At 59.8% G+C, this 19944-nt stretch carries 14 protein-coding genes; 5 read left to right on the top strand and 9 right to left on the bottom strand.

All coding sequences use genetic code 11. The features are described 5' to 3' along the window. Positions 1 to 267 precede the first annotated feature (267 nt). The 4 genes from JFT87_RS18545 to JFT87_RS18530 all read left to right on the top strand — a co-directional run bounded on the left by JFT87_RS18545 (position 268) and on the right by JFT87_RS18530 (position 4412). Positions 268 to 1422: a MalY/PatB family protein gene (locus JFT87_RS18545; protein ID WP_201203564.1), complete on the top strand. Its 1155-nt coding sequence runs from the start codon at positions 268 to 270 to the stop codon at positions 1420 to 1422. Positions 1423 to 1567: 145 nt separating this feature from the next. Continuing rightward, positions 1568 to 2425, top strand: a complete 858-nt coding sequence (locus tag JFT87_RS18540) for a glucose 1-dehydrogenase (protein WP_201203561.1) — start codon at positions 1568 to 1570, stop codon at positions 2423 to 2425. 158 nt (positions 2426 to 2583) lie between these two features. Then, positions 2584 to 3930: a cation:proton antiporter gene (locus JFT87_RS18535; protein ID WP_201203560.1), complete on the top strand. Its 1347-nt coding sequence runs from the start codon at positions 2584 to 2586 to the stop codon at positions 3928 to 3930. A 185-nt stretch (positions 3931 to 4115) separates the two neighbouring features. After that, entirely contained in the window at positions 4116 to 4412 is a 297-nt protein-coding gene (locus JFT87_RS18530) for a hypothetical protein (protein ID WP_201203553.1), read from the top strand. Between the two features lie 90 nt (positions 4413 to 4502). Here JFT87_RS18530 and JFT87_RS18525 read toward each other — a convergent pair whose 3' ends face one another. The 5 genes from JFT87_RS18525 to JFT87_RS18505 form a co-directional block, all read right to left on the bottom strand. After that, complete coding sequence (locus JFT87_RS18525) at positions 4503 to 5039, bottom strand: hypothetical protein (RefSeq protein WP_201203552.1); 537 nt, start codon at positions 5037 to 5039, stop codon at positions 4503 to 4505. Positions 5040 to 5114: 75 nt separating this feature from the next. Then, a complete protein-coding gene (locus tag JFT87_RS18520; RefSeq protein ID WP_201203551.1) occupies positions 5115 to 7034 on the bottom strand; it encodes a hybrid sensor histidine kinase/response regulator in 1920 nt (639 codons plus the stop codon). 65 nt (positions 7035 to 7099) lie between these two features. Next, positions 7100 to 8014 carry a zeta toxin family protein gene (locus JFT87_RS18515; protein ID WP_201203548.1) on the bottom strand — a complete coding sequence of 305 codons (915 nt, stop codon included), beginning with the start codon at positions 8012 to 8014 and terminating at the stop codon, positions 7100 to 7102. Between the two features lie 163 nt (positions 8015 to 8177). Then, positions 8178 to 10451: an ATP-dependent DNA helicase gene (locus JFT87_RS18510; RefSeq protein ID WP_201203545.1), complete on the bottom strand. Its 2274-nt coding sequence runs from the start codon at positions 10449 to 10451 to the stop codon at positions 8178 to 8180. Beyond that, the gene (locus JFT87_RS18505; RefSeq protein WP_201205261.1) at positions 10448 to 12052 is read right to left on the bottom strand and encodes a VRR-NUC domain-containing protein; all 1605 of its coding nucleotides are present in this window, start codon (positions 12050 to 12052) and stop codon (positions 10448 to 10450) included. Before JFT87_RS18505 ends, JFT87_RS18510 begins: the two co-directional genes overlap by 4 nt. Positions 12053 to 12291: 239 nt before the next feature. Here JFT87_RS18505 and JFT87_RS18500 point away from each other — a divergent pair, with 239 nt between their 5' ends. Continuing rightward, positions 12292 to 12516, top strand: coding sequence for a YgdI/YgdR family lipoprotein (locus tag JFT87_RS18500; RefSeq protein ID WP_201203543.1), 225 nt, complete (start codon positions 12292 to 12294; stop codon positions 12514 to 12516). Between the two features lie 103 nt (positions 12517 to 12619). On the opposite strand, the gene JFT87_RS18495 is transcribed toward JFT87_RS18500, so the two are convergent. The 4 genes from JFT87_RS18495 to JFT87_RS18480 all read right to left on the bottom strand — a co-directional run bounded on the left by JFT87_RS18495 (position 12620) and on the right by JFT87_RS18480 (position 19937). Beyond that, on the bottom strand, positions 12620 to 12994 hold the full coding sequence (locus JFT87_RS18495; protein ID WP_201203542.1) for a hypothetical protein: 375 nt from the start codon (positions 12992 to 12994) through the stop codon (positions 12620 to 12622). Between the two features lie 184 nt (positions 12995 to 13178). After that, on the bottom strand, positions 13179 to 15032 hold the full coding sequence (locus tag JFT87_RS18490; RefSeq protein WP_201203540.1) for a polyurethane esterase: 1854 nt from the start codon (positions 15030 to 15032) through the stop codon (positions 13179 to 13181). Positions 15033 to 15132: 100 nt separating this feature from the next. After that, a complete protein-coding gene (locus tag JFT87_RS18485) occupies positions 15133 to 16836 on the bottom strand; it encodes a polyurethane esterase (protein ID WP_201203539.1) in 1704 nt (567 codons plus the stop codon). A gap of 23 nt (positions 16837 to 16859) precedes the next feature. Next, on the bottom strand, positions 16860 to 19937 hold the full coding sequence (locus JFT87_RS18480) for an autotransporter domain-containing protein (RefSeq protein WP_201203538.1): 3078 nt from the start codon (positions 19935 to 19937) through the stop codon (positions 16860 to 16862). Positions 19938 to 19944 lie beyond the last annotated feature (7 nt).

Here is a 19944-nt window from a genome sequence, read left to right as displayed (position 1 = left end):
ACCTCTGCCGACCTTTTCACTGTAGACAAAGACCATACGATCTGTGTGAAAACCGACCGTCGGCCGTTTGTCGATCCGATCTCATGGCTTGATACAAAACCCTGTGGGAGCTGGCTTGCCAGCGATGGCGTCGGCACATCCAACAATTATGGTGATTGATCTACTGCTATCGCTGGCAAGCCAGCTCCCACAGGTTTTGTGTGCTCCCACAGGGTCATGGGCTTAGAATGCCCGGCAGGACCAATCCCGCCTTCTATGAGACTGAGCATGACCTTCGACTTTGACCAGGTGTTCGACCGCCACGCGACCGGCAGTACCAAATGGAGCCGTTACCCGGCCGACGTGTTGCCAATGTGGGTGGCCGACATGGATTTTGCGGCGCCGCCGGTGATCATCCAGGCCCTGCAAAAACGCCTGGAACACCCGTTGCTTGGCTACAGCGTGCCTCAGGACAACCTGCGTGACGCCATCGTCGCCGACCTCTGGAACAAACTCGCCTGGCGGGTAAAGCCTTCAGAACTGGTGTTTCTGCCGGGTGTGGAGTCGGGCTTCAACATGGCGCTGAAAGCGCTGGTCCAGCCGCAACAGAACGTTGTAGTACAAACGCCGAACTACCCGCCGCTGCGTCATGCGCCGGGCAATTGGGGGCTGAACAAGGTTGAACTTGAGTTCGTCGCCCAGGCGGATGGTTCCTACGCCACACCGCTCGATGCGTTGCGCGAATCCCTGAACGGCGGCGGCGCGCTGCTGCTGAGCAACCCGCACAACCCGCTGGGCAAGGTCTTCCCTCGGGAAGAACTGCAAGCGGTGGCCGACATCTGCCTGGCGCAGGACGCCTGGATCATCTCCGACGAGATTCACGCCGAGTTGTGCTTTGACGGGCGTGTACATATTCCGACCGCATCGCTGAGCCCGGAGATCGCCAAGCGCACCATCACCCTGATGTCGGCGAGCAAGGCGTACAACATCGCCGGTCTGAAGACCTCGTTCATGATCATCCAGGATCCGGCGCTGCTGGCTCGGGTCAACCACGCGCGTTGCGGCATGGTCGACAGCGTCAACCCGCTGGGCCTGGAAGCCACCCGCGTGGCCTACAGCGAAGCCGGCCCGTGGCTGACCGAGATGCTGGCTTATGTGCAAGGCAACCGTGATTATCTGGTGGATGCCGTTCGCACGCGATTGCCAGGCGTGAGCATCAACGTGCCACAAGGCACTTACCTGGCATGGCTCGATTGCTCGGCGTTGGGGCTGGCCGATCCGCAGCAGTTCTTCCTTGAACAAGCCAAGGTCGGCTTGAGTGCTGGTCTGGATTTTGGTGATCAGAGCAAACAGTTCGTGCGCCTGAACTTCGGCTGCCCGCGGGCGTTACTCGAGGAAGGCATCACCCGCATGGAGCGCGCCCTGACCAACCGCATTAGCTGATATCAGCACTGAATCCCTGTGGGAGCTGGCAGGCTGGCTCCCCAGGTTTCTATTTAGTCTGAAAGACCATCGCAAATCCGATCGAACTCACGGCAAACGCACCGGGTCAACCACCCATACCAGCCATGAGACTCGGAGACCCGCGATGACCGATTACCCTAAACCGCCCTTCGCCAAACAGGCGCAATCCGTTCCCGGCTCGCAGAGCAAAATGCAGCCTTACCCCGATTGCGGCGAGCAAAGCTACGTCGGTTCCGGGCGCCTTGCCGGCAAAATCGCCATGATCACCGGCGCCGACAGCGGCATCGGTCGCGCTGTGGCGATTGCCTTCGCCCGTGAAGGCGCAGACGTCGCCGTGGCCTATCTCAATGAGCATGACGACGCCAAAGAGACCGCGCGCTGGGTCGAACAGGCGGGCCGCCAGTGCCTTCTGCTACCGGGCGATATTGCGCAAAAGGACCACTGCCAGGCGCTGGTGGACAAGACCGTGGAACGCTTCGGCCGGATCGACGTGCTGGTGAATAACGCGGCGTTCCAGATGACTCACGAAACGTTTGAAGAGATCCCCGATGACGAATGGCTGATGACCTTCGACGTCAACATCACCGCGATCTTCCGGTTGAGCCAGGCGGCGATCAAACACATGCGCGCGGGCTCGTCGATCATCAATACCAGTTCGATCAACTCGGACATGCCCAAACCCACACTGCTCGCCTATGCCACCACCAAAGGCGCGATTGCCAACTTCACCGGCGGCCTGGCGCAAATGCTCGGGCCCAGGGAGATTCGTGTGAACTGCGTGGCTCCGGGGCCCATCTGGACGCCGCTGATCGTCTCGACCATGCCCGACGAAGAAGTGCAGAACTTTGGTGGCAGCACGCCGTTGGGCCGCCCCGGTCAGCCTGTCGAAGTGGCGCCGATCTACGTCCTCCTCGCTTCCGACGAAGCGAGCTACATCACCGGTCAGCGCTACGGCGTCACCGGCGGCAAACCGATGCTCTAACGCACGCGTTTATACAGTCATGCAGGAGCTGACGCAGGCTGCGATCTTTTGATCTGTTTTTAAAAGATCTAAATCAAAAGATCGCAGCCTGCAGCGCCTGCACAGGTATCAGGGACAGGGCGATTGCCGTCAGTTGTCATACCAGGAGGCGGCAAATCATGAGTTTCATTGTGTGGTTGGCAGTGTTGGGCGCGGTGCTGCTGACGCTGGCGCTGACCTCGTCGTACCTGCGCTGGATGCCGGTGACCACCTCGGCAGTGTGCCTGGTGCTGGGGATCGCCATCGGCCCGGCGGGCCTGGATTTGCTCAAGCTCGACATCAAGGACGCCGCAAACTGGATGGAGCACCTGACGGAAGTCGCGGTGCTCTTTTCGCTGTTTGTCTGCGGACTCAAGTTGCGTCTGCCGCTCAGGGATCGCAAATGGCGCGTCGCATTCGGGCTGGCGGGGCCGGTGATGGTGCTGACCATCGCCGGTGTTTGCCTGTTGCTGCATTACGGCTTGGGCCTGGCGTGGGGCCCGTCGATGCTGATCGGCGCGATTCTGGCACCGACCGACCCGGTATTGGCGTCGCTGGTGCAGGTTAACGATGCCAAGGATTACGACTCGGTGCGTTTCGGGCTTTCGGGTGAGGCCGGCCTGAACGACGGCGTCGCGTTTCCTTTCGTCATCCTCGGCTTGTTAGTGTTGCAACAGTCCGGTGACTCCAACACCTGGCTCACTGACTGGGCCCTGAAAAGCCTGTTGTGGGCGGTGCCTGCCGGGTTGCTGATCGGTTACTGGATGGGCCACGGCATCGGTCGGGCGACCTTGTCGATGCGCATCCGCAATGCCGACAGCACCTTTTCCCCCAATGATTACTTGACCCTGGCGCTGATCGCGCTGGCCTATGTGGCGGCCGAGTCGATTCACGGCTACGGTTTTCTATCCGTGTTCGCCGCAGGTTTGGGATTGCGCCAGGCCGAGGTCAAGTCTACCGGCGACACCCAGACCCCGGCCGAGCAACTGGTGCAACCGGTGGTCGGTCATCAGAACGTCGAGCCCGAGGCCGCCGTGCATGGCGATCTAGAAAACCTGGAAGACTCTCAGGTCGCCGCCGGCATCATGATGGGCGACATGCTGGCCTTTGGCAGTCTGGTGGAACGGGCCATGGAGGTGTTTCTGGTGACCTTGCTCGGGGTGGTACTGGTGCCGCACTGGGACTGGCGAGCGCTATGGGTGGGCGGCGTGTTGTTCTGCCTGATACGCCCGGCCTGCGTTGCCCTTATGCCGTGGGGTGGATTGCTGGAGGGTCGCCAACGCCTGTTGATTGGCTGGTTCGGCATTCGAGGGATCGGCAGCCTGTTCTATTTGTTCTACGCCCTGAACCAGGGCCTGTCCGGGTCGTTGGCCGCGGTCTGCACCAACCTGACGTTGTCTGTTGTGGCGCTGAGCATTTTGCTGCATGGCATCAGCACTCAACCCATCCTGGCCCGCTACGAACAACGGCAAAACCAAAAAAACTGATCCGTATTGATGTCTTCGCGGCAGAAATCATCGAATTATTTTCTGTAAAAAAATGGATCCTCGCTTGATCACTGCCGGTCACAAGCATAACCCCTCGCCGAACATGTCAGGCGGGGCCCGGCAGGTTCGGTTCCCCTGCGGCGCGAAGCTTATGAAATGGAACCCTGAAAATTAAGGTTACAGTCATGAAAGAATGCTCGACTCCTGCGCAAATCAAGGCTTGCAGAGCGTTGGCTCTGGAGCGCAATCGCCAATTGTTTGATAACGCCCATACCCTGAATCGAGCGGCCAACGAGTTGCTGGACGCGCAGAATCTGGATATCGAACAGTTCGAGCGTTATCGAGCGCTGCGCAAGAAAGCCGACTCGATGTTTGAGGACGCCATCGACCATCTGTACGTGCTCAACGAAGATTTTCCGCCGATCCCGATGTCTTCGCACAATTCGCAGGCGTTACGCCGAGAATTCGAAACCGTTGCATGAGTGGTCTGAGCAACAACCCTTGCTGTCCGGTCAGGATGGCACTGTAAATGTGGCGAAGGAGCCTGCTCCTTCGCCACATTTATTTGCGGATCAGGCCCCGGGATTGGTGACCTGAATGTAAAACGCATAGCTGCCCAACAAAACCCAGAACGTCGCAAAAATCCACGGCGTGCGCACCGAAAACAATAGCGACTTGCGATAGCCCTTGTGACTGGATTCCGTTTCACAGAACAGCGGCGATTCATCGTAGGCCAAGCCAATCAGCGGTTCGCTGCGCAGCAATTGGCTTTGCTTGAAGTGCCAGTGATCGATGATGTCGTACGCCGCACGAATGCCCGGCCAGGCATTGAGTGAGCTGAGCAACCCCAACAGCGCCAGAAACGGCGGCACCACCAGGGTGAACAGCTTGCCCCACTCGGGGTTGAGATTGGACATGCTCGATGCGAAGGCAATCACCAGGAACGATTGCGCGGCCAGATACGCATCGGTGCGGTTGGCCACGATGCTGGTTTCGTACTGGATTTCCCGGCGATAGAAATCCAGGCGTTCCTTGGGCGAACCGAACATCTTGGCGTTGTGTTCGGTCAGGGTTTCTTCAGCGTTCGGCTGGGTCAGTATGCGAGACAAGAGGCGCACGCTCCGGAGTGGGAAAACCTTTAGAAGTCGTCCCTTCCAGACAAGTTCAGCCTGATTCACTGAGTGTCATTTCATCGATTGGGCAATGATTTCCACCAGATTGAGTTGGGTAAACGGCTTGGAAAGACGCGGAAGTTCCAGCAAAAAGCCTTCCAGGCGCTCGGCATAACCGGTGGCGAGGATGATCGGCAAGTCTGGCTTGAGCAGACGAATTGCGTGCGCCAGTTGCGCACCGTTCATTCGCGGCATGGCCATGTCGGTGATGACCAGATCAATCGCTTGACCGCTGTCGAATGCTTCCAGCGCCTGAGCGCCGGATGCCGCGCTGATCACCCGGTGGCCCAGGTCTTCAAGCAGCAGGCTGGTGCTGGTCAGCACCAGGCTATCGTCATCCACCACTAGCACGCTCAGTCCGGGCACCGGAAGCATGGCTTGCACTACAGGCGTCAACCTGGGCACCGCGCCGGCCGTGGCGACAGGTAACCAGAGTTCAGCGCAGGTGCCCTGGTCCTTCTGGCTCTTGAGGATGAATCGCCCACCCAATTGCTCGATAAAGCCGTGAACCATCGACAACCCCAGGCCTGTGCCCTTGCCGACACCTTTTGTGGTGAAAAACGGATCTTTGGCCGACGACAGCGTAGCGGCATCCATGCCTTCGCCGGTATCGATCACACTCAGGCAAATGTAACGACCTGCCGCCAGTACCGAGTGGGCCTGTTCGAACACGACTTGCGGCTCCGCGCTGATGACCACACGGCCGCCATTGGGCATGGCGTCACGGGCATTGGTCGCCAGGTTCAACACTGCCAACTCAAGTTGATTCACGTCGGCCTCGGCGGGTTCGAGGTCTGGCGCAAAGTTGGTTTCGATTTTCACCGAGGGCCCCAGGGAGCTGCGCAACAGCCCGGTGATCCCTTGCACCAGGGCCGGGATCTCGACGGATTCGGTCTTGAGTTCCTGACGCCGGGCAAAGGCCAGCATGCGCTGGGTCAGGGAAACGCCGCGCATGGCGCCTTGGGTGGCGTTGTCCAGCAAACGAACGATTTTCGGATCGTCCCCCATACGTTTACGGACGATTTCCAGGTTTCCGAGAATCACCGTCAACAGGTTATTGAAGTCGTGGGCAATCCCGCCGCTGAGTTGGCCGATGGCCTGCATCTTCTGCGCCTGGAACAACGCTTCGCGGGTTTGCTCAAGGGCCTGTTGGGCCTTTGTCACTTCGGTGATATCACGAGTGATCTTGGCGAAACCGAGCAATATCCCGGTTTCCCCACGAATGGCATCCACCACCACATGGGCGAGAAAACGTGTGCCGTCCTTGCGCATGCGCCAGCTCTTGTTTTCGAACCGGCCCTCGCGAGTGGCAGTCTCCAATGCTCGCTGAGGTTCGCCGAGCTCACGGTCCTCAGGGGTGTAGAACATCGAAAAATGCTGGCCGATGACTTCTTCGGGCCGGTAACCCTTGATGCGCTGGGCACCGAGGTTCCAGTTGGTCAAGCGCCCGTGCGGGTCGAGCATATAGATGGCGTAGTCGGTGACGCTTTGGACCAGCAAGCGAAATTGCTGCTCGCTTTGCTTGAGGGTTTCTTCGGCCATTTTGCGGTCGGTCAGGTCCCGGGTGATCTTGGCAAAACCCAGCAACGTGCCTGACGGGTCGAGAATCGGGTCAATCACCACGTGGGACCAGAAGCGCGTGCCATCCTTGCGAACCCGCCAGCCTTCACCCTCGAAACGACCTTCGGCAATGGCCGTATCCAGCGCTCGCTGGGGCTTGCCGGCAAGGCGATCCTCTTCGGTATAGAAACGCGAGAAATGCTGGCCGAGTATTTCTGCTTCTTCATACCCTTTGAAGCGTCGGGCGCCGGAATTCCAACTGGTGATAATGCCATCGGGGTCGATCATGTAGATCGCATAGTCCACCACCGCATCGATCAACAGCCTGAAGCGCATCTCTTCTATGGCGGCGCTCTTGTTGTTTTTGCTCATCGGGTACGACTCACGGCACATTGGGTATTAATGGAAGTATGCGGCAAACCAATGAATTGGAAAGCTCAACGTTGCGCGTATCTGAAGATACGCGAATAGAGCGCGTCGTAGACGTAGTCCGGGAGCTGCTCGGCATACTGACTGCATTGCAGCAGCATCAAATGGCATTCCTTGATGAGCTCGTGGTGCTCGCTCGGCCCTGTGATCGAGCGGCCGCTGATGAGTTCGTACGCGGCGTAGTTATAAGCGGGCAGCCCTGCAGTGGACGTGATGGTCAGTTTCCCCGTTTCATCCTTGGCATAAAGGCTGTGCGCCCGCTGCGCTCGCTCCTTCAGTGCCCCCATGCCGCGCTCGTACAAAAAGATCTGTGAGCCGTCAGATTGGCGGGCAGCTGCCTCAAGGGCAAAAACCACCGCGTGAGCGGTTGCCAGGCTTGATTTGATGACGGACGGCCGGACAAAACGCTCAGGCTCTTGTTTTTCCAGACTCTTGAAGGCGCGCTTGAACCCGGACATGAATGCAAACGGCTGACTGCACGCAACGATGTGTACTTCGAACTGGTACCCAGCGTTGACTGCCGTTGCCGCCAGCGTCGCAAAATCGATGGAGTCGAAAGCGCACTCCATGATGATGTTGAGCTTCTGCATGAAAGCCTTTTCGAAGATTTTGCCGCCTAGCTCGCGAATAAACGTTTCGGTGTGCTCATAAGCGTGAAGTACCCCTAGCTTGAGCATGTCTTGATACTGCGGGTGCTTTTTGCGGTACTCCGGCAGGTAGAGACGTACGTAGTTGCTGTATTTGCCGGTGGGTAACAAGGTCTTTTCGAGCAGCCAGGTCTTGCCCGAACTCTGCACGCCGGCGGTGATCAGCAATTTTGGACGGGCCTCGGCGGTCGCCGCTGCAAATAGCGTGGCGCTGATTTCAGTAAATGCAGCGGTGAGTTGCTCTGGGGTATGGCTGTAGGTGGCAGGGATAGTCATGCGGTCGATGTCCTTATCGATAATGAGGTCCGCGTGGTGCGGTCTTATCAATAAAGTCGGCTTTGGCCGATCTCGCAAACGGCCTATCGATACGAGATATGTCACTGCTTTTAAAGGAAATATTTCCTACAAGACTCTCGGAAACGCCCTCTTCAAAGAGTCCTCAAAGACCTACGCCTGAATGCTCCAAGGTCCACCACTTGGGCAATAGCTGCCTGATCCGGCTTTCGGCAAACCGGTCATCGATGAGCATCACCATGCCGCGATCTTCGCGGGTACGGATCACCCGCCCCGCCGCCTGCACGACTTTCTGTATGCCTGGATAAAGGTAGGTGTAGTCGTAACCCGCGCCGAAAATCGCCGCCATGCGCCGCTTCAACTGCTCGTTGACCGGGTTGAGCTGCGCCAGGCCAAGGGTGGCGATGAACGCGCCGATCAACCGTGCACCCGGCAGGTCGATGCCTTCACCGAATGCGCCACCGAGTACGGCGAAACCGACGCCTTGACTGTCAGCGGTGAACTGGTCAAGAAACGCCTGTCGCTGCTGTTCGGCCATGCCCCGCGATTGCTGCCACAGGGTGATGTGCGGATGTTGCTCGGCAAGCAATTGCGCGACTTGTTGCAGGTAATCGAAGCTGCTGAAGAACGCCAGATAGTTGCCCGGGCGCTCGCTGAACTGTTTGGCGATCAGCTCGACGATGGGCAGCAGCGACGCCTGACGATGGTTGAAGCGCGTCGAGATGCGGCTGACGATGTGCACCTGCAACTGCGCGGCGCTGAACGGCGATTCGACGTCGACCCAGACTGTGTCGGCCGGCGTGCCGAGCAGATCGGCGTAGTAGTTGCGCGGGCTCAACGTCGCGGAAAACAGCACGCTGCTGCGCGCCGCTTTCAGGCGTGGCCCGATGAACGCTGCCGGCACCACGTTGCGCAGGCACAACTGCGACAGTGGACGTTTGCGGTCGAGGTCACGCTTGCTGATGTCGAACAGGTAATGCTCGTCGAACAACTCGGCGACTCGGCCAAACTGCAACAAGTCGAAATAGAAGTTCTGCAACCCGCTATCAAGGCCCTGCGGGTGGTCGTTGAGGTAATCGCCGATGGCGGCACAACACAGGGATATCGCTTGCAGCAGTTTTTCCGGGGCCTTGTCGTATGCCTGATACGCCGCCAGTTGTGGCGCATGCAGCGCGTTCCACTCCCGATTAAGCCGTTGCAGAGACTTTTTCAGTGCTTCGGGCGCGGTTTTACGCACATTGCCGAGCGTGAATTGATCGAGGCTGGCGCTGTACATCTGCCGGCCACGCTCCACCAGGTTGTGGGCCTCGTCCACCAGCACCGCGACCCGCCAGTTGTTGGCCTGGGACAAGCCAAACAACAAGGCGCTGAAGTCGAAGTAGTAGTTGTAGTCGGCGACCACCACGTCCGCCCAGCGGGCCATTTCCTGACTGAGGTAATAGGGACAAACGTTGTGTTCCAGTGCGACTTCACGCAAGGCGCTCTGGTTCAACAGGCTCAACTGACTGGCGGCCTGACGCGCGGCGGGCAATCGGTCGTAGAAGCCCTGGGCCAACGGACAGGATTCGCCGTGGCAGGCCTTGTCCGGGTGTTCGCAAGCCTTGTCCCGGGCGATCATCTCCAGAATGCGCAATGGTGGCGCGTCGGCGCTGTCGAGGATCACCTGTGCCGCGTCCAGCGCCAGTTTGCGCCCCGGGGTTTTCGCCGTGAGGAAGAACACCTTGTCCAGTTGCTGCGGCGCCAGAGCCTTGAGCATCGGGAACAATGTGCCGACGGTCTTGCCGATTCCGGTAGGTGCCTGTGCCATCAGGCAACGGCCGGTGCTGACGGCTTTGAACACCGACTCGGCCAGATGCCGTTGCCCCGGACGAAACCCGGCATGGGGAAAAGCCAAACCCTGCGCCGCTAGATTACGGGCTTCGCGATGGGCCATTTCCTGCTCGGCCCAGTACAGGAACAACCGACAATGATGCTCAAAGAACGCCTCCAGTTCGGCAGCACTGAAGGCCTCGACCAGGCAGATTTCCTTTTCGCTGACGATGTCAAAGTACACCAGCGCCAGGTTGACCTGCGCCAGTTGCAGCTTCTGGCACATCAGCCAGCCGTAGATCTTGGCCTGAGCCCAATGCAACTGCCGATGATTGGCCGGTTGTTTGCTCAGATCGCCGCGATAGGTTTTGACTTCTTCCAGGCAGTTTTTCCCCGGATCGTAGCCGTCCGCCCTGCCCTTTACCTTCAACGTTTGATACGAACCTTCCAGCGCCACTTCGCTCTGGTAAGCGTCGTTGCGCCGGGACGCGACCGTGCGATGGCCGACGATGCCTTCCAGCGCGGTCGGTGATGGCGTGAAGCGCAAGTCGAGATCACCGACCTTGGCGGTGAACTCACACAGCGCCCGCACCGCAATGCTGTAGCTCAAGCGCTCTGCTCCGTCCATTGCACGTAGCAGACGGCAATCGGCATCTGGTGTTCGTGGCAGAACTCGATCCAGCGCAGTTGATTGTCTTGCAGGCGATCGCCGGGGCCTTTGACTTCGATCATGCGGTAGGTCTTGTCCTGCGGCCAGAACTGGATCAGGTCCGGCATGCCGGCGCGGTTGGCCTTGATGTCCAGTAGCAAGCGGTCGAACCAGAGCTTGAGGTGTTCGGCCGGCAGGCAGTCCAGCGCCTGATCGAGTAACTCCTCGGTCAGCGCGCCCCAGAACACGAACGGCGACTGCACGCCCCACTTGGCCACGTAACGCTCGCGAATCGTCTGACGGTAACGCCCGTCGTCCAGTTCGGCGAGGCAGGCCTGGAACAGTTCGGCCCGGCGACCGTGAAAGTCTTCATTGAGCAAATCCACCGGCCCGCGCTGGAACGGGTGGAAAAACGCCCCCGGCAACGGCGCGAAAATCGCCGGCCAGCACAGCAAGCCGAACAACGAATTGATCAGGCTGTTCTCGACGTAATGCACCGGCGCTGATTCTTCGGCCAAGTGCGCCTGCACGTAGTACTCCACCGACAACGCCAGATCAGTTCGCAGCAGTTGCAGATCCAGGCGCTGCATGGCCCGAGGGGCTGCGCGTTTCATCGGCGGCCCGCCCAGTTTGCGCCGCAGCCTTGGCAACACCCGCAGCAATTGCTGCTGTTCGGCGGCGCTTTCCGGTGCTTGCTCTGCTAAGGCTGCCAGGTCCAGGGCCAACGAATACTCACCGCAACGCTCCAGCACCCGAATCAGCCGAAGGCGCGAGCCGGGATAAGCGCATTCACGGTAGATGGTCAGGGCATTGGCGAAATCGGCCACGCGTTCGCAATGCTGGCCAATCTGGAACAACAACTTGCCCCGGCGACGTTGCAACCAGGGATTACTCAGTGCCAAGGCGTTGATCTGCTCGACGACGACGGCGACGTCTTCACCGACCTCGAACCGAAGCTGACAGTCGTGCAGGAACACGCAGGCGTCCACGTCTTCCCGGCAACGCAAGCCGCGGGATTCGGCGCAAAACTCGACTTTTTCATAGGTAAAGATACCGAGGTCCGCCAACACGAACTCCGACCAATCCTGGTAAAGATTGCCGAAGAACATCAAACGCAACCGATCACACAGCCCCATGATGGTCAGGCTGAACAGACGCTCGGCAAGCAACGGCGCCCAGTCACGCAGGCTGCGCGGTTCGTTGAACTGCTCGGCCAACAGCGGCAACCAGCCATCCTTGCGGCCCTTGGGCTGTTCGATGAAAGCACCGAAAGCCTGGAGGATTTCGCCCTTGAGCAGCACATCGAACACTTCTGCCATGCTCAGCGCCGCGTGCTCATCGAGCCAGGTGTGTTGCAACAACGGTTGCGCGGCTTGGGCGATGTCACCGATCTCGACGTAATGCAGCTTACCGGCCCGGAAATGCAGGCCCTTGCGCATTACCATCCGCACCAGCAATGCCCGAGACTCACGGGGCAAGCGGTTAAATTCACGAATGAAGCGTTGTTCCTCGACACTCAATACATCGGCATAGCGATGTTCAAGCCAATCAAGCACTTGCATGAAGTTATTCAAGTAATAGAACGGATCGTCGAGCGGGTTTGCAATCACAGGAAATAAGGGCCATGGCAAGCGAATACTGGTTATGCGTACAGATACCAGCTACGCCCTGTCCGGGCAAACGGAAAAGGATCAATGGCATTTTTTAACCGGCACATCGAACTTTTTCCGGCGCAATGGCACCAACCGCGTTAGAACACCGACATTGTGCGGTATCAAATCATGAGGAGTCAGAGGTATGTATGAACATCAAGACCCTGGGCCTGCCCCTGGCAGTCGCTGCTTTCCTGGCCCTGGCCGGTTGCGCGACGCCAACAGTGGTGACCCTGCAGAACGGCACCCAGTATTTGACCAAGGACATGCCGAAAACCAAGACCAAGGACGGCTTCTATGAATTCGAAGATATTTCCGGGGCGAAAGTGAAGGTCCGCGCCGACGAAGTCGCCACCGTACGCAAAGAAGACTGACAAGCCCCCTGTAGGAGCTGCCGCAGGCTGCGATCTTTATATTTTGATCTGTAAAAACCAGATCAAAAGATCGCAGCCTGCGGCAGCTCCTACATTGGCATCATTACTCGAAGTTCGGCATGCCGGGCAGGCTGTTGTCGCACGGCATGTAGGTTCCGCCGCGCCGGGCCACTTCCCCCTGCAAACGCTGGCAACGCTCCAGATCCTGCTGGGCCATGCGGTCGATGCTCAGATTGCCGGTGGTTTGTGGCTGCTTGCCGTCACCCAGGCGCAGGGTCACGAACGGCTGTTCGGGCTGGATCTGAAAGCGGCTTTTCTCTTCGGCAGGTTCGCTCACGTCGGTTTTTGCCGGCGCCGGCAACTGATCGGTGCTAATACCGTAACGGCTCAGAATCGAGCTTTGAGGCAGGTCGGCCCAGGCATTGGCCGAACACAGCACCAAACCCATAAACCCGACATACCCCTTGAAACCTTTCACGTTTGAATCTCCTGTAATCAATGGTGGCTAGCGGTAGAACGTGTGGGCACGTGCTCGCTTTAGGCCGCATTTCCTGTTTTTGCAGGGCTTTGAGTCAGGGAGTGGCTGTTAAGTCACTTTTGACACTGATTGTGGCGAGGGAGCAAGCGCCCTCGCCACAAGGTTGTGTGTAACGACCTTGTTATCAGGCGATGACGATGCCGTCGGCGTTCAGGCTACCGAGCGAAACCCCCACCAACGTCACCGAATCACCACCAAACGTCAGCACCGTGTCATGCCCGACCGCCGTGGCATGCGCCCGGAAGTCATCGTTCGGCGCCACTCCCGCAACACCCATAAACACCAGTTTGTCGCTGGCCTGATAACCAACCACCTTGTCCTGGCCAAACGCACCACTGAACAGGAAGGTATTGATCCCGCCGCCCGACTCCATCAGGTCATTGCCCGCGCCGCCGACAAACACGTCGTTGCCCTTGCCACCGATCAAATGGTCGTTGCCGTCCAGGCCAAACAGCCAATCACCGCCGGCGTGTGCGGTCAGCGTATCGGCACCCGCCCCACCCTTCACGCTCGAGGCGTACTGAGTGAAGTTGTTGCCGACCTTCAGGCCATCTGCCGTGACGCTGTGGGTCACGTCATCTTTGAACACGCCCCACAGGAATCCCGGTTCCTTGGTGATGATGCTGCCGATGTCGCGGGTGATGCTGATGCCGCCATTGGCATCACGCACGTAGAGGTTGCCGGCGCCATCGTTGGCGAAATCGAAGCTCTTCACCGACTGCTGCAAGTCCAGCACGTTATTGCCCTTGCCGCCGAGCAGGATGTTGTAGCCGCCACCATCGCGGAAGGTGTCGTTGCCATCCCGGCCTTCAAGGTAGTCGTTACCCTTGCCACCCTGGATCAGGTCGTCGCCGTCGCTGCCGATGATGAAGGTGCTGCCCTTGTGGGTTTCAGCGTTGCGGTTCAGATCCTGGACCCAAGTGTTAGCCCGCGCCGGGTCCGACAGGTTGGCGACGATGATGGTCGAGTCTTTGCTGGTCAGGTCGTAGAACTTCGACTCGATCACCCGGTTCATGCCATCGCCATAAGCGGTCGGCAAGTGCGAAATCCAGGTCGGGACGTTGAGGATGGAAAACGGCAGCACGTTCCACGCCGTCGAGGCGTAGTGATCGTTGAAGCTGACGATGTTGTCCGTCGCCGAATCCTTGGGAGCATCGTGCACGCCGACAGACGCCAGGTTGAACGTCGAGCCGTCGAGCGCGCGGAACACCGGGTCGTTTTCGTAGCCAACGTTAAGCACTTTATCGGTGCTGCTTTGGGTCGGCGACGCGTAGGCGATGTAGTTCGAGTCCTTGAAGAAACCGCCCCACTTGTCAGTGCTCAGGTCCGCCGCGCTGTTGACCGCCAACCCGCCCAGGCTGTGGCCGCTGAACAGCACGTCCTTGCCCGACAGCCCATTGGCACTGGCAAACGCGGCGACGTTGCCGAGCAGTTTGCCAAAGGCTTCACCGACGTAATTCTTCGCGTAATCCTTGGGACCCAGCGCGGCCAGCAGGTCGTTGATGATGTCGCCAATGGAGTCGCTGATCTGGATTTCCCGCGGGCCGCTGGTGCCGCGAAAGGCAATGCCCATTTCGGTGAGATGACCCTGGGCGTCGTACTTGCCGAGGATCTCGACCTGAGCGCTGGTGAACCCGGCCTTCTCGCCATAGAAGGTTCCCAGTGCATCGGTCTTGCCGTCATAGCCCAATTGCGAGGCGGTGATCGGCGTCCAACCGGCCTTTTGCACGGCAGCCAGAGCGAGTTTTTCCGAATCGGGGTTCCATGGAACGCCCGGGATGACGCCCTGGGAGTCAGTGCCACCGATCAGCGCGGTGACCAGCGTCGCCGGCAAACCGAGGCCGAAGCCGTTGTGCTGATAACCGGCGGCAAAGCCGTTATCGAGGTTGTGATAGGAATACAGCGTGATGGCCATGGCGTCGCTGAACAACACCTTGGAATCGGCTGTGCCGAAGTTCTTGTAGTCATACACACCCATAGATATTGCCTCTCTCTTTGCTGGAATCGTCAGAGATAGCTCACAACCAGGACGCCTCACTGACGAGGCGCCCCGGAGCATTTAGTGCATGCAGCTTTTCTTACGCGAAGGTGATGCCTGAAGCCGACAGGTTATCCAGCCCGACCCCGACAAGGGTCACGGCAAAATCGCCAACCTTGAGCACCGTGTCATGGCCGGACTGGGTTGCATGTTGCTTGTAGTCGTAGCCCTGCCCTGCGCCCTGGACGCCCATGAACACCAGTTTGTCGCTGCCCTGGTAGCCATTGATCGCGTCAAAACCGAAGGCTCCGCTGAACAGGAACGTGTTGTTGCCGCCCGCGGCATGCATCACGTCATTGCCCGTGCCACCGACGAAGGTGACGTGACTCTTGTCGCTGCGCAGCAGGTCGTCGCCGGCGTTGCCGAACAACCAGTCGCCGTCGACAGTGGCGGCCAGCGTATTGCCGTAGGCATCGCCATTGAGCGAGTGGTTGTAGTGGGTCAGTTCGCTGCCGTTGAGCAAGCCGTTGGCGCTGACGGTGTAGGTGATCTCCTTGCTGGTCATGCCCCACCAGCCACTCGACTCCTTGCTCACCAGCGCCCCGATGTCGCGGGTCAGGCTGATGCCGCCGTAGGCATCGCGCACGTACAACGTGCCGTCACCATCGTTGGCAAAGCTGAAGTTCTGCAGCGGCTTTTGCAGCTCGAAGGTGTTGCTGCCCTTGCCGCCCAGCAGGATGTTGTAGCCACCGTCATCGCGGAATCGGTCGTTACCGTCCCGGCCCTCGATGAAGTCATTGCCGGCGCCGCCCTTGAGCAAGTCATTGCTGTCGGTGCCGATGATGAACGTGCTACCGGTGTGTGGCTCGCCGCTGCGGCCCAGGTCCTCGACCCAGGTGCTGCTGCGGGACGACTCCGTCAGGTTGGACACGATCAGCGTCGAATCCTTGGTCGTGAGGTCGTAGAAGCGCGAGTCGATCACCCGGTTCAAGCCGTCGGCATACCCCAACGAGCCATGGGCCGACCAGTTCAGCGGATTGATGATGCTGAACGGCACCAGGTTCTGTGAGGTCGACGCGTAGTTATCGTTGAAGTTGACGATGTTGTTGGTCGCTGACTCCTGATGGCCGTCGTGCTTGCCCATTGAGCCGCTGCTGAACGTGGTGCCGTCCAGCGCGCGAAACACCGGATCATTCTCGTAGCCGATGTTCAGCACGTTGTTGCCGGTGGCGCTTTGGGTCGGCGAGGCGAAGGCCACGTAGTTGGCGTCCTTGAAGAAACCACCCCAATTGCTGCCACTCAGTTCCGCGACGCTGTTGACGCCCAGACCGCCGAGGCTGTGGCCGCTGAACAGCACGTCCTTGGCGCTCAGGCCGTGGGCAATGGCGAACGCGGCGACGTCCTTGAGCAAGGTATCGAAGGCGCTTTTGGCGTAGTTCTTCGCGTAATCCACCGGTCCGACAGCCGCCAGCAGATTGTTTTTCATGTCGCCAAAGGTGTCGCTGTAGCCCAGGCCACCGGTGCCGCGAAAGGCCACACCGAGGCCGATCAGCTTGCCGGCGGCGTCGTACTTGCCGAGCACTTCAGATTCGGCGCTGGTGAAACCCTCTTTCTCGCCATAGAAGGTGCCTTGAGCACTGGCCTTGCCTTTGTATCCCAGTGCCGTCGCGCCAATCGGCGCCCAACCGGTGGCCGGCAACGGCTGGCCGGTTGGCGTGTAGGCATACAGCGTCAATGCGATGGCATCGCTGTACAACTCTTTGCCGGCCGCACTGCCGGCATTTTTGTAATCAAACAGTCCCATTCTTTTGCTTCCTTAGCGTCAAATCAGAACTGCCAGTCCAGGGTCAGGCCCACGCCGTGGTCCTTCTCGTTGGAACCGATCAGTCCGTTGTAATCCAGGTTCACGCGGGTTGCCTGGTTCAAGGCCAACCCGGCGCGCAGCCCGACGACCGCGGCGTCGCGGTCCAGGGATACGCTCTGCACGCTGAATGCGGTGTTGCCGTTGGCGAAGGCCAAGTGGTCTTCGGAACGGGTGCTGCTCAGGTTGTGCTGCCAGCCGAGGCTGCCAGACAGTTCCAGTTTTTTCTGGTCAGACAGCGCAATCGATTTGCCGGCCCGCAGACCGAGGGTCGACAGCACCGCGTCGCGGTTGTCTTCACCGCCCTTGAGCGCCGCGGCATCACCGTTCTCGGTGAAGCCGTCGCTGTTCAAGTGCACGTAGGCCAGGTTGGCGAACGGTTCCAGTGCCAGCGGTTGCAGGTCCAGTTTGTAAGCAGCCTCGGCGAACAGTTGAGCCGTGGTCGCATCGCGTTTGGTTTTCTGCTTGCCGCTGACGTCGCCCAATTGCAGTTCACGTTTCACATCAATCCGATGCCAGCTGTAAGCACCACCGACGCTCAAGCGCAGGGCATCGATTTCATGCCCCAGGTACGCACCCAAGTGGTAGCTGTCGACCGATGCCGACGAATGCGTGCCATCGCCCATGCTCAACGAGCTGTCGCTATAACCAGTAACGAAACCGAGGCGGGTTTCTTCAGCAATCAAACCATCACCACCGACCAGCAAGCCGCCGATGGAGCTGTTGGAGCTGGCGTTGTCATTGCCGCCATCGCTCTTGCCCCAGGCGCCAAGGGCCTTGACCCAGAGGTTGCTTTTGTCATCGGTCGGCGCGCCGGCGTTGAACAGATCCCGTTCACGCAGACGCTCGCTGACGGCATCACGCAGGTAGCGGCTGTCGTTGATCAGCATCGTGCCGATGGCCGGATGAATCTCGCCGGACAGTTGCTGGAACGCTTGCTGGGCCACCGCTGCAGTCGGCGACAACAGCAGGGTTTCGTACAGCGCATTGCCCGCGCCCAGACGCTCTGCGGCTGCACCGACGGCACGCTGATTCGGCGTCAGGCCAACGCTGGCAAACGAGGCGCCATTACGCCCGACGTCCAGTTGCACACCACTCGCTGAATACGCCAGGGTGCCGCCGAGGAACGCATAGTCGGGCAATACCGCACCGAATTGCCCTTGTATGCCGCCGGCCGCTTGCAGGATGTTGTACTGATGGCCGAGCAAGCTTTGGGTCTGGGCGGTGGTCAGTAATGTCGGACTGTTTTCCAGGGACAGGCTGACCGTAGCGCCATCGATCACTGCTTTGCCGCTTGCGACGATCTGGTCGCTGCTGGTCGGTGACAGTTCCACGGCGTAGGTCGAGCCTGGTTCGAAGACGACGTCGCCCGTCACGTGCAAGGTGCCGATGGAGTTGCCCGGCGCCACGGTGCCGCCGCTTTTCGCGGTCAATGCACCGATGCTGCCGTTGCCGCCGAGGATGCCGCTGTCATTGACGGTGACCGCGGACATCAGTGAACCATTGATCGCCAAGCGGCCCTGGTTGACCAGCGTCGGACCGGCGTAGGTGTTGGCGCCGGTCATCACCAGGGTGCCGATGCCCTGTTTGGTCAGGCCGCCATGGCCGGAAATGTCGTTGCTCCAGGTGTCGAGCCCGCAGTGCACGTCGTTACAGACACGCTCGGTGGGTTTGCCGGCGTCGACGATCGCGCCGATGCCTGGCAGGTCCGCGACAAACTGGCTGGAGCCGTAGGCACCTGCGATGCGGAACTCTTCGGGAATGTCCTTCTCGGTGACGAACATCGCCGGGCCATTGACGCCCTTGCTCAGGTTGATCATGCCCCAGCCGTACAACGCGTCGATGCCTGGGGCGCCGAGGTCGGTGGCGGTGGTGCGCAACACGCTGGCGACCTGCGCGCCGGTCATGTAGGGGAAGCGTTCCATCAACACCGCCATGGAACCGGCCACGTGCGGCGCGGCCATCGAGGTGCCGTTGTAGTTGGCGTAGCCGGTGGTCAGGTTCTCGGCGTTGGTGCCGCTGATGATCGAGCTGTAGATCTTGGTGCCCGGTGCCGATACGCAAAAACTGGCGGTGTAGCCGCAGCGCGACGAGAACGTGCTGATGTTATAGGGGTTGGCGCTGGTCAGGTCCGGGTTCTGTTGCAGCGCGGCGACGGTGACCCAGTTCGGCGCGATGTCCGGCACAAAGTAACCCAGGCCGGCAATGGCATCGGGGTTGTTGAGGTTGTGGTCGTTGCCAGCGGCGAAGATCGTCACGATGCCGCTGCGGGCTGCGGCAATCGCGCCGTCATAGGCACCACCCGGTTTGGTCCCGAGCAACGGCCGGATCTCGTTGAACTGCAACTGGGCGTCTTGCACGGTGAAGTGCGGATGCGCCGGGTCGCTCCCGCCGAGGTCGAAGCGATCGGTGATGCCGATGCCCCAGCTATTGTTGATGACGCGTGCGCCACTGGCGATCAGGGCATCCCAACCGGCCTTGTAAACCGCGCCGTCGTTGCCGCGAATGATCCCGTCCTCCGGGCCTGGGTCACCGTTGTCGGCGCTGATGATTTGCGCACCGAAAGCCACGCCATGCATCGGCCCGCCGTCGCGGCTGCCGGCTGCGATACCGCCAACGTGGGTGCCGTGAGCGCCGAGCTTGCCGTTGGAACCAACCGAAGGCGTGCCGTCATAACGGAACGCATCCCCGGCTTTGACCGGAATGTACGGGTCGGTGTATTCGCGAATGCCGCTGGTGACCAGGTTGATTACTTTGTTGGCCCCGGAAAACTCCGGGTGCGCGGCGTAGACCGGCTGGTCGAAGATCCCCAGTTTCACGCCTTTGCCGGTGTAGCCGGCGGCGTAGGCGTCCTGGGCGTTGATCGCGCCCACGCCCCAATCGGCCTTGAACTCGGCGCTGCGCCAACTGTTCGGGTCACCGAGTTTGCCGTTTTCCACGTAAGGCGCGGCATGGACTGTGCCGATGGCACAGAGCACGGCGAGCGTGAGGGTTTTCAGGGCAAAACGGCCACCCGTTTGCGCGGGGGTTTTATTGTTATTCATCCAGCGA

It is taken from the genome of Pseudomonas sp. TH15 (assembly GCF_016651105.1).
Classification (GTDB): Bacteria; Pseudomonadota; Gammaproteobacteria; order Pseudomonadales; family Pseudomonadaceae; genus Aquipseudomonas.
This window is presented reverse-complemented; position numbering and strand designations above follow the sequence as displayed.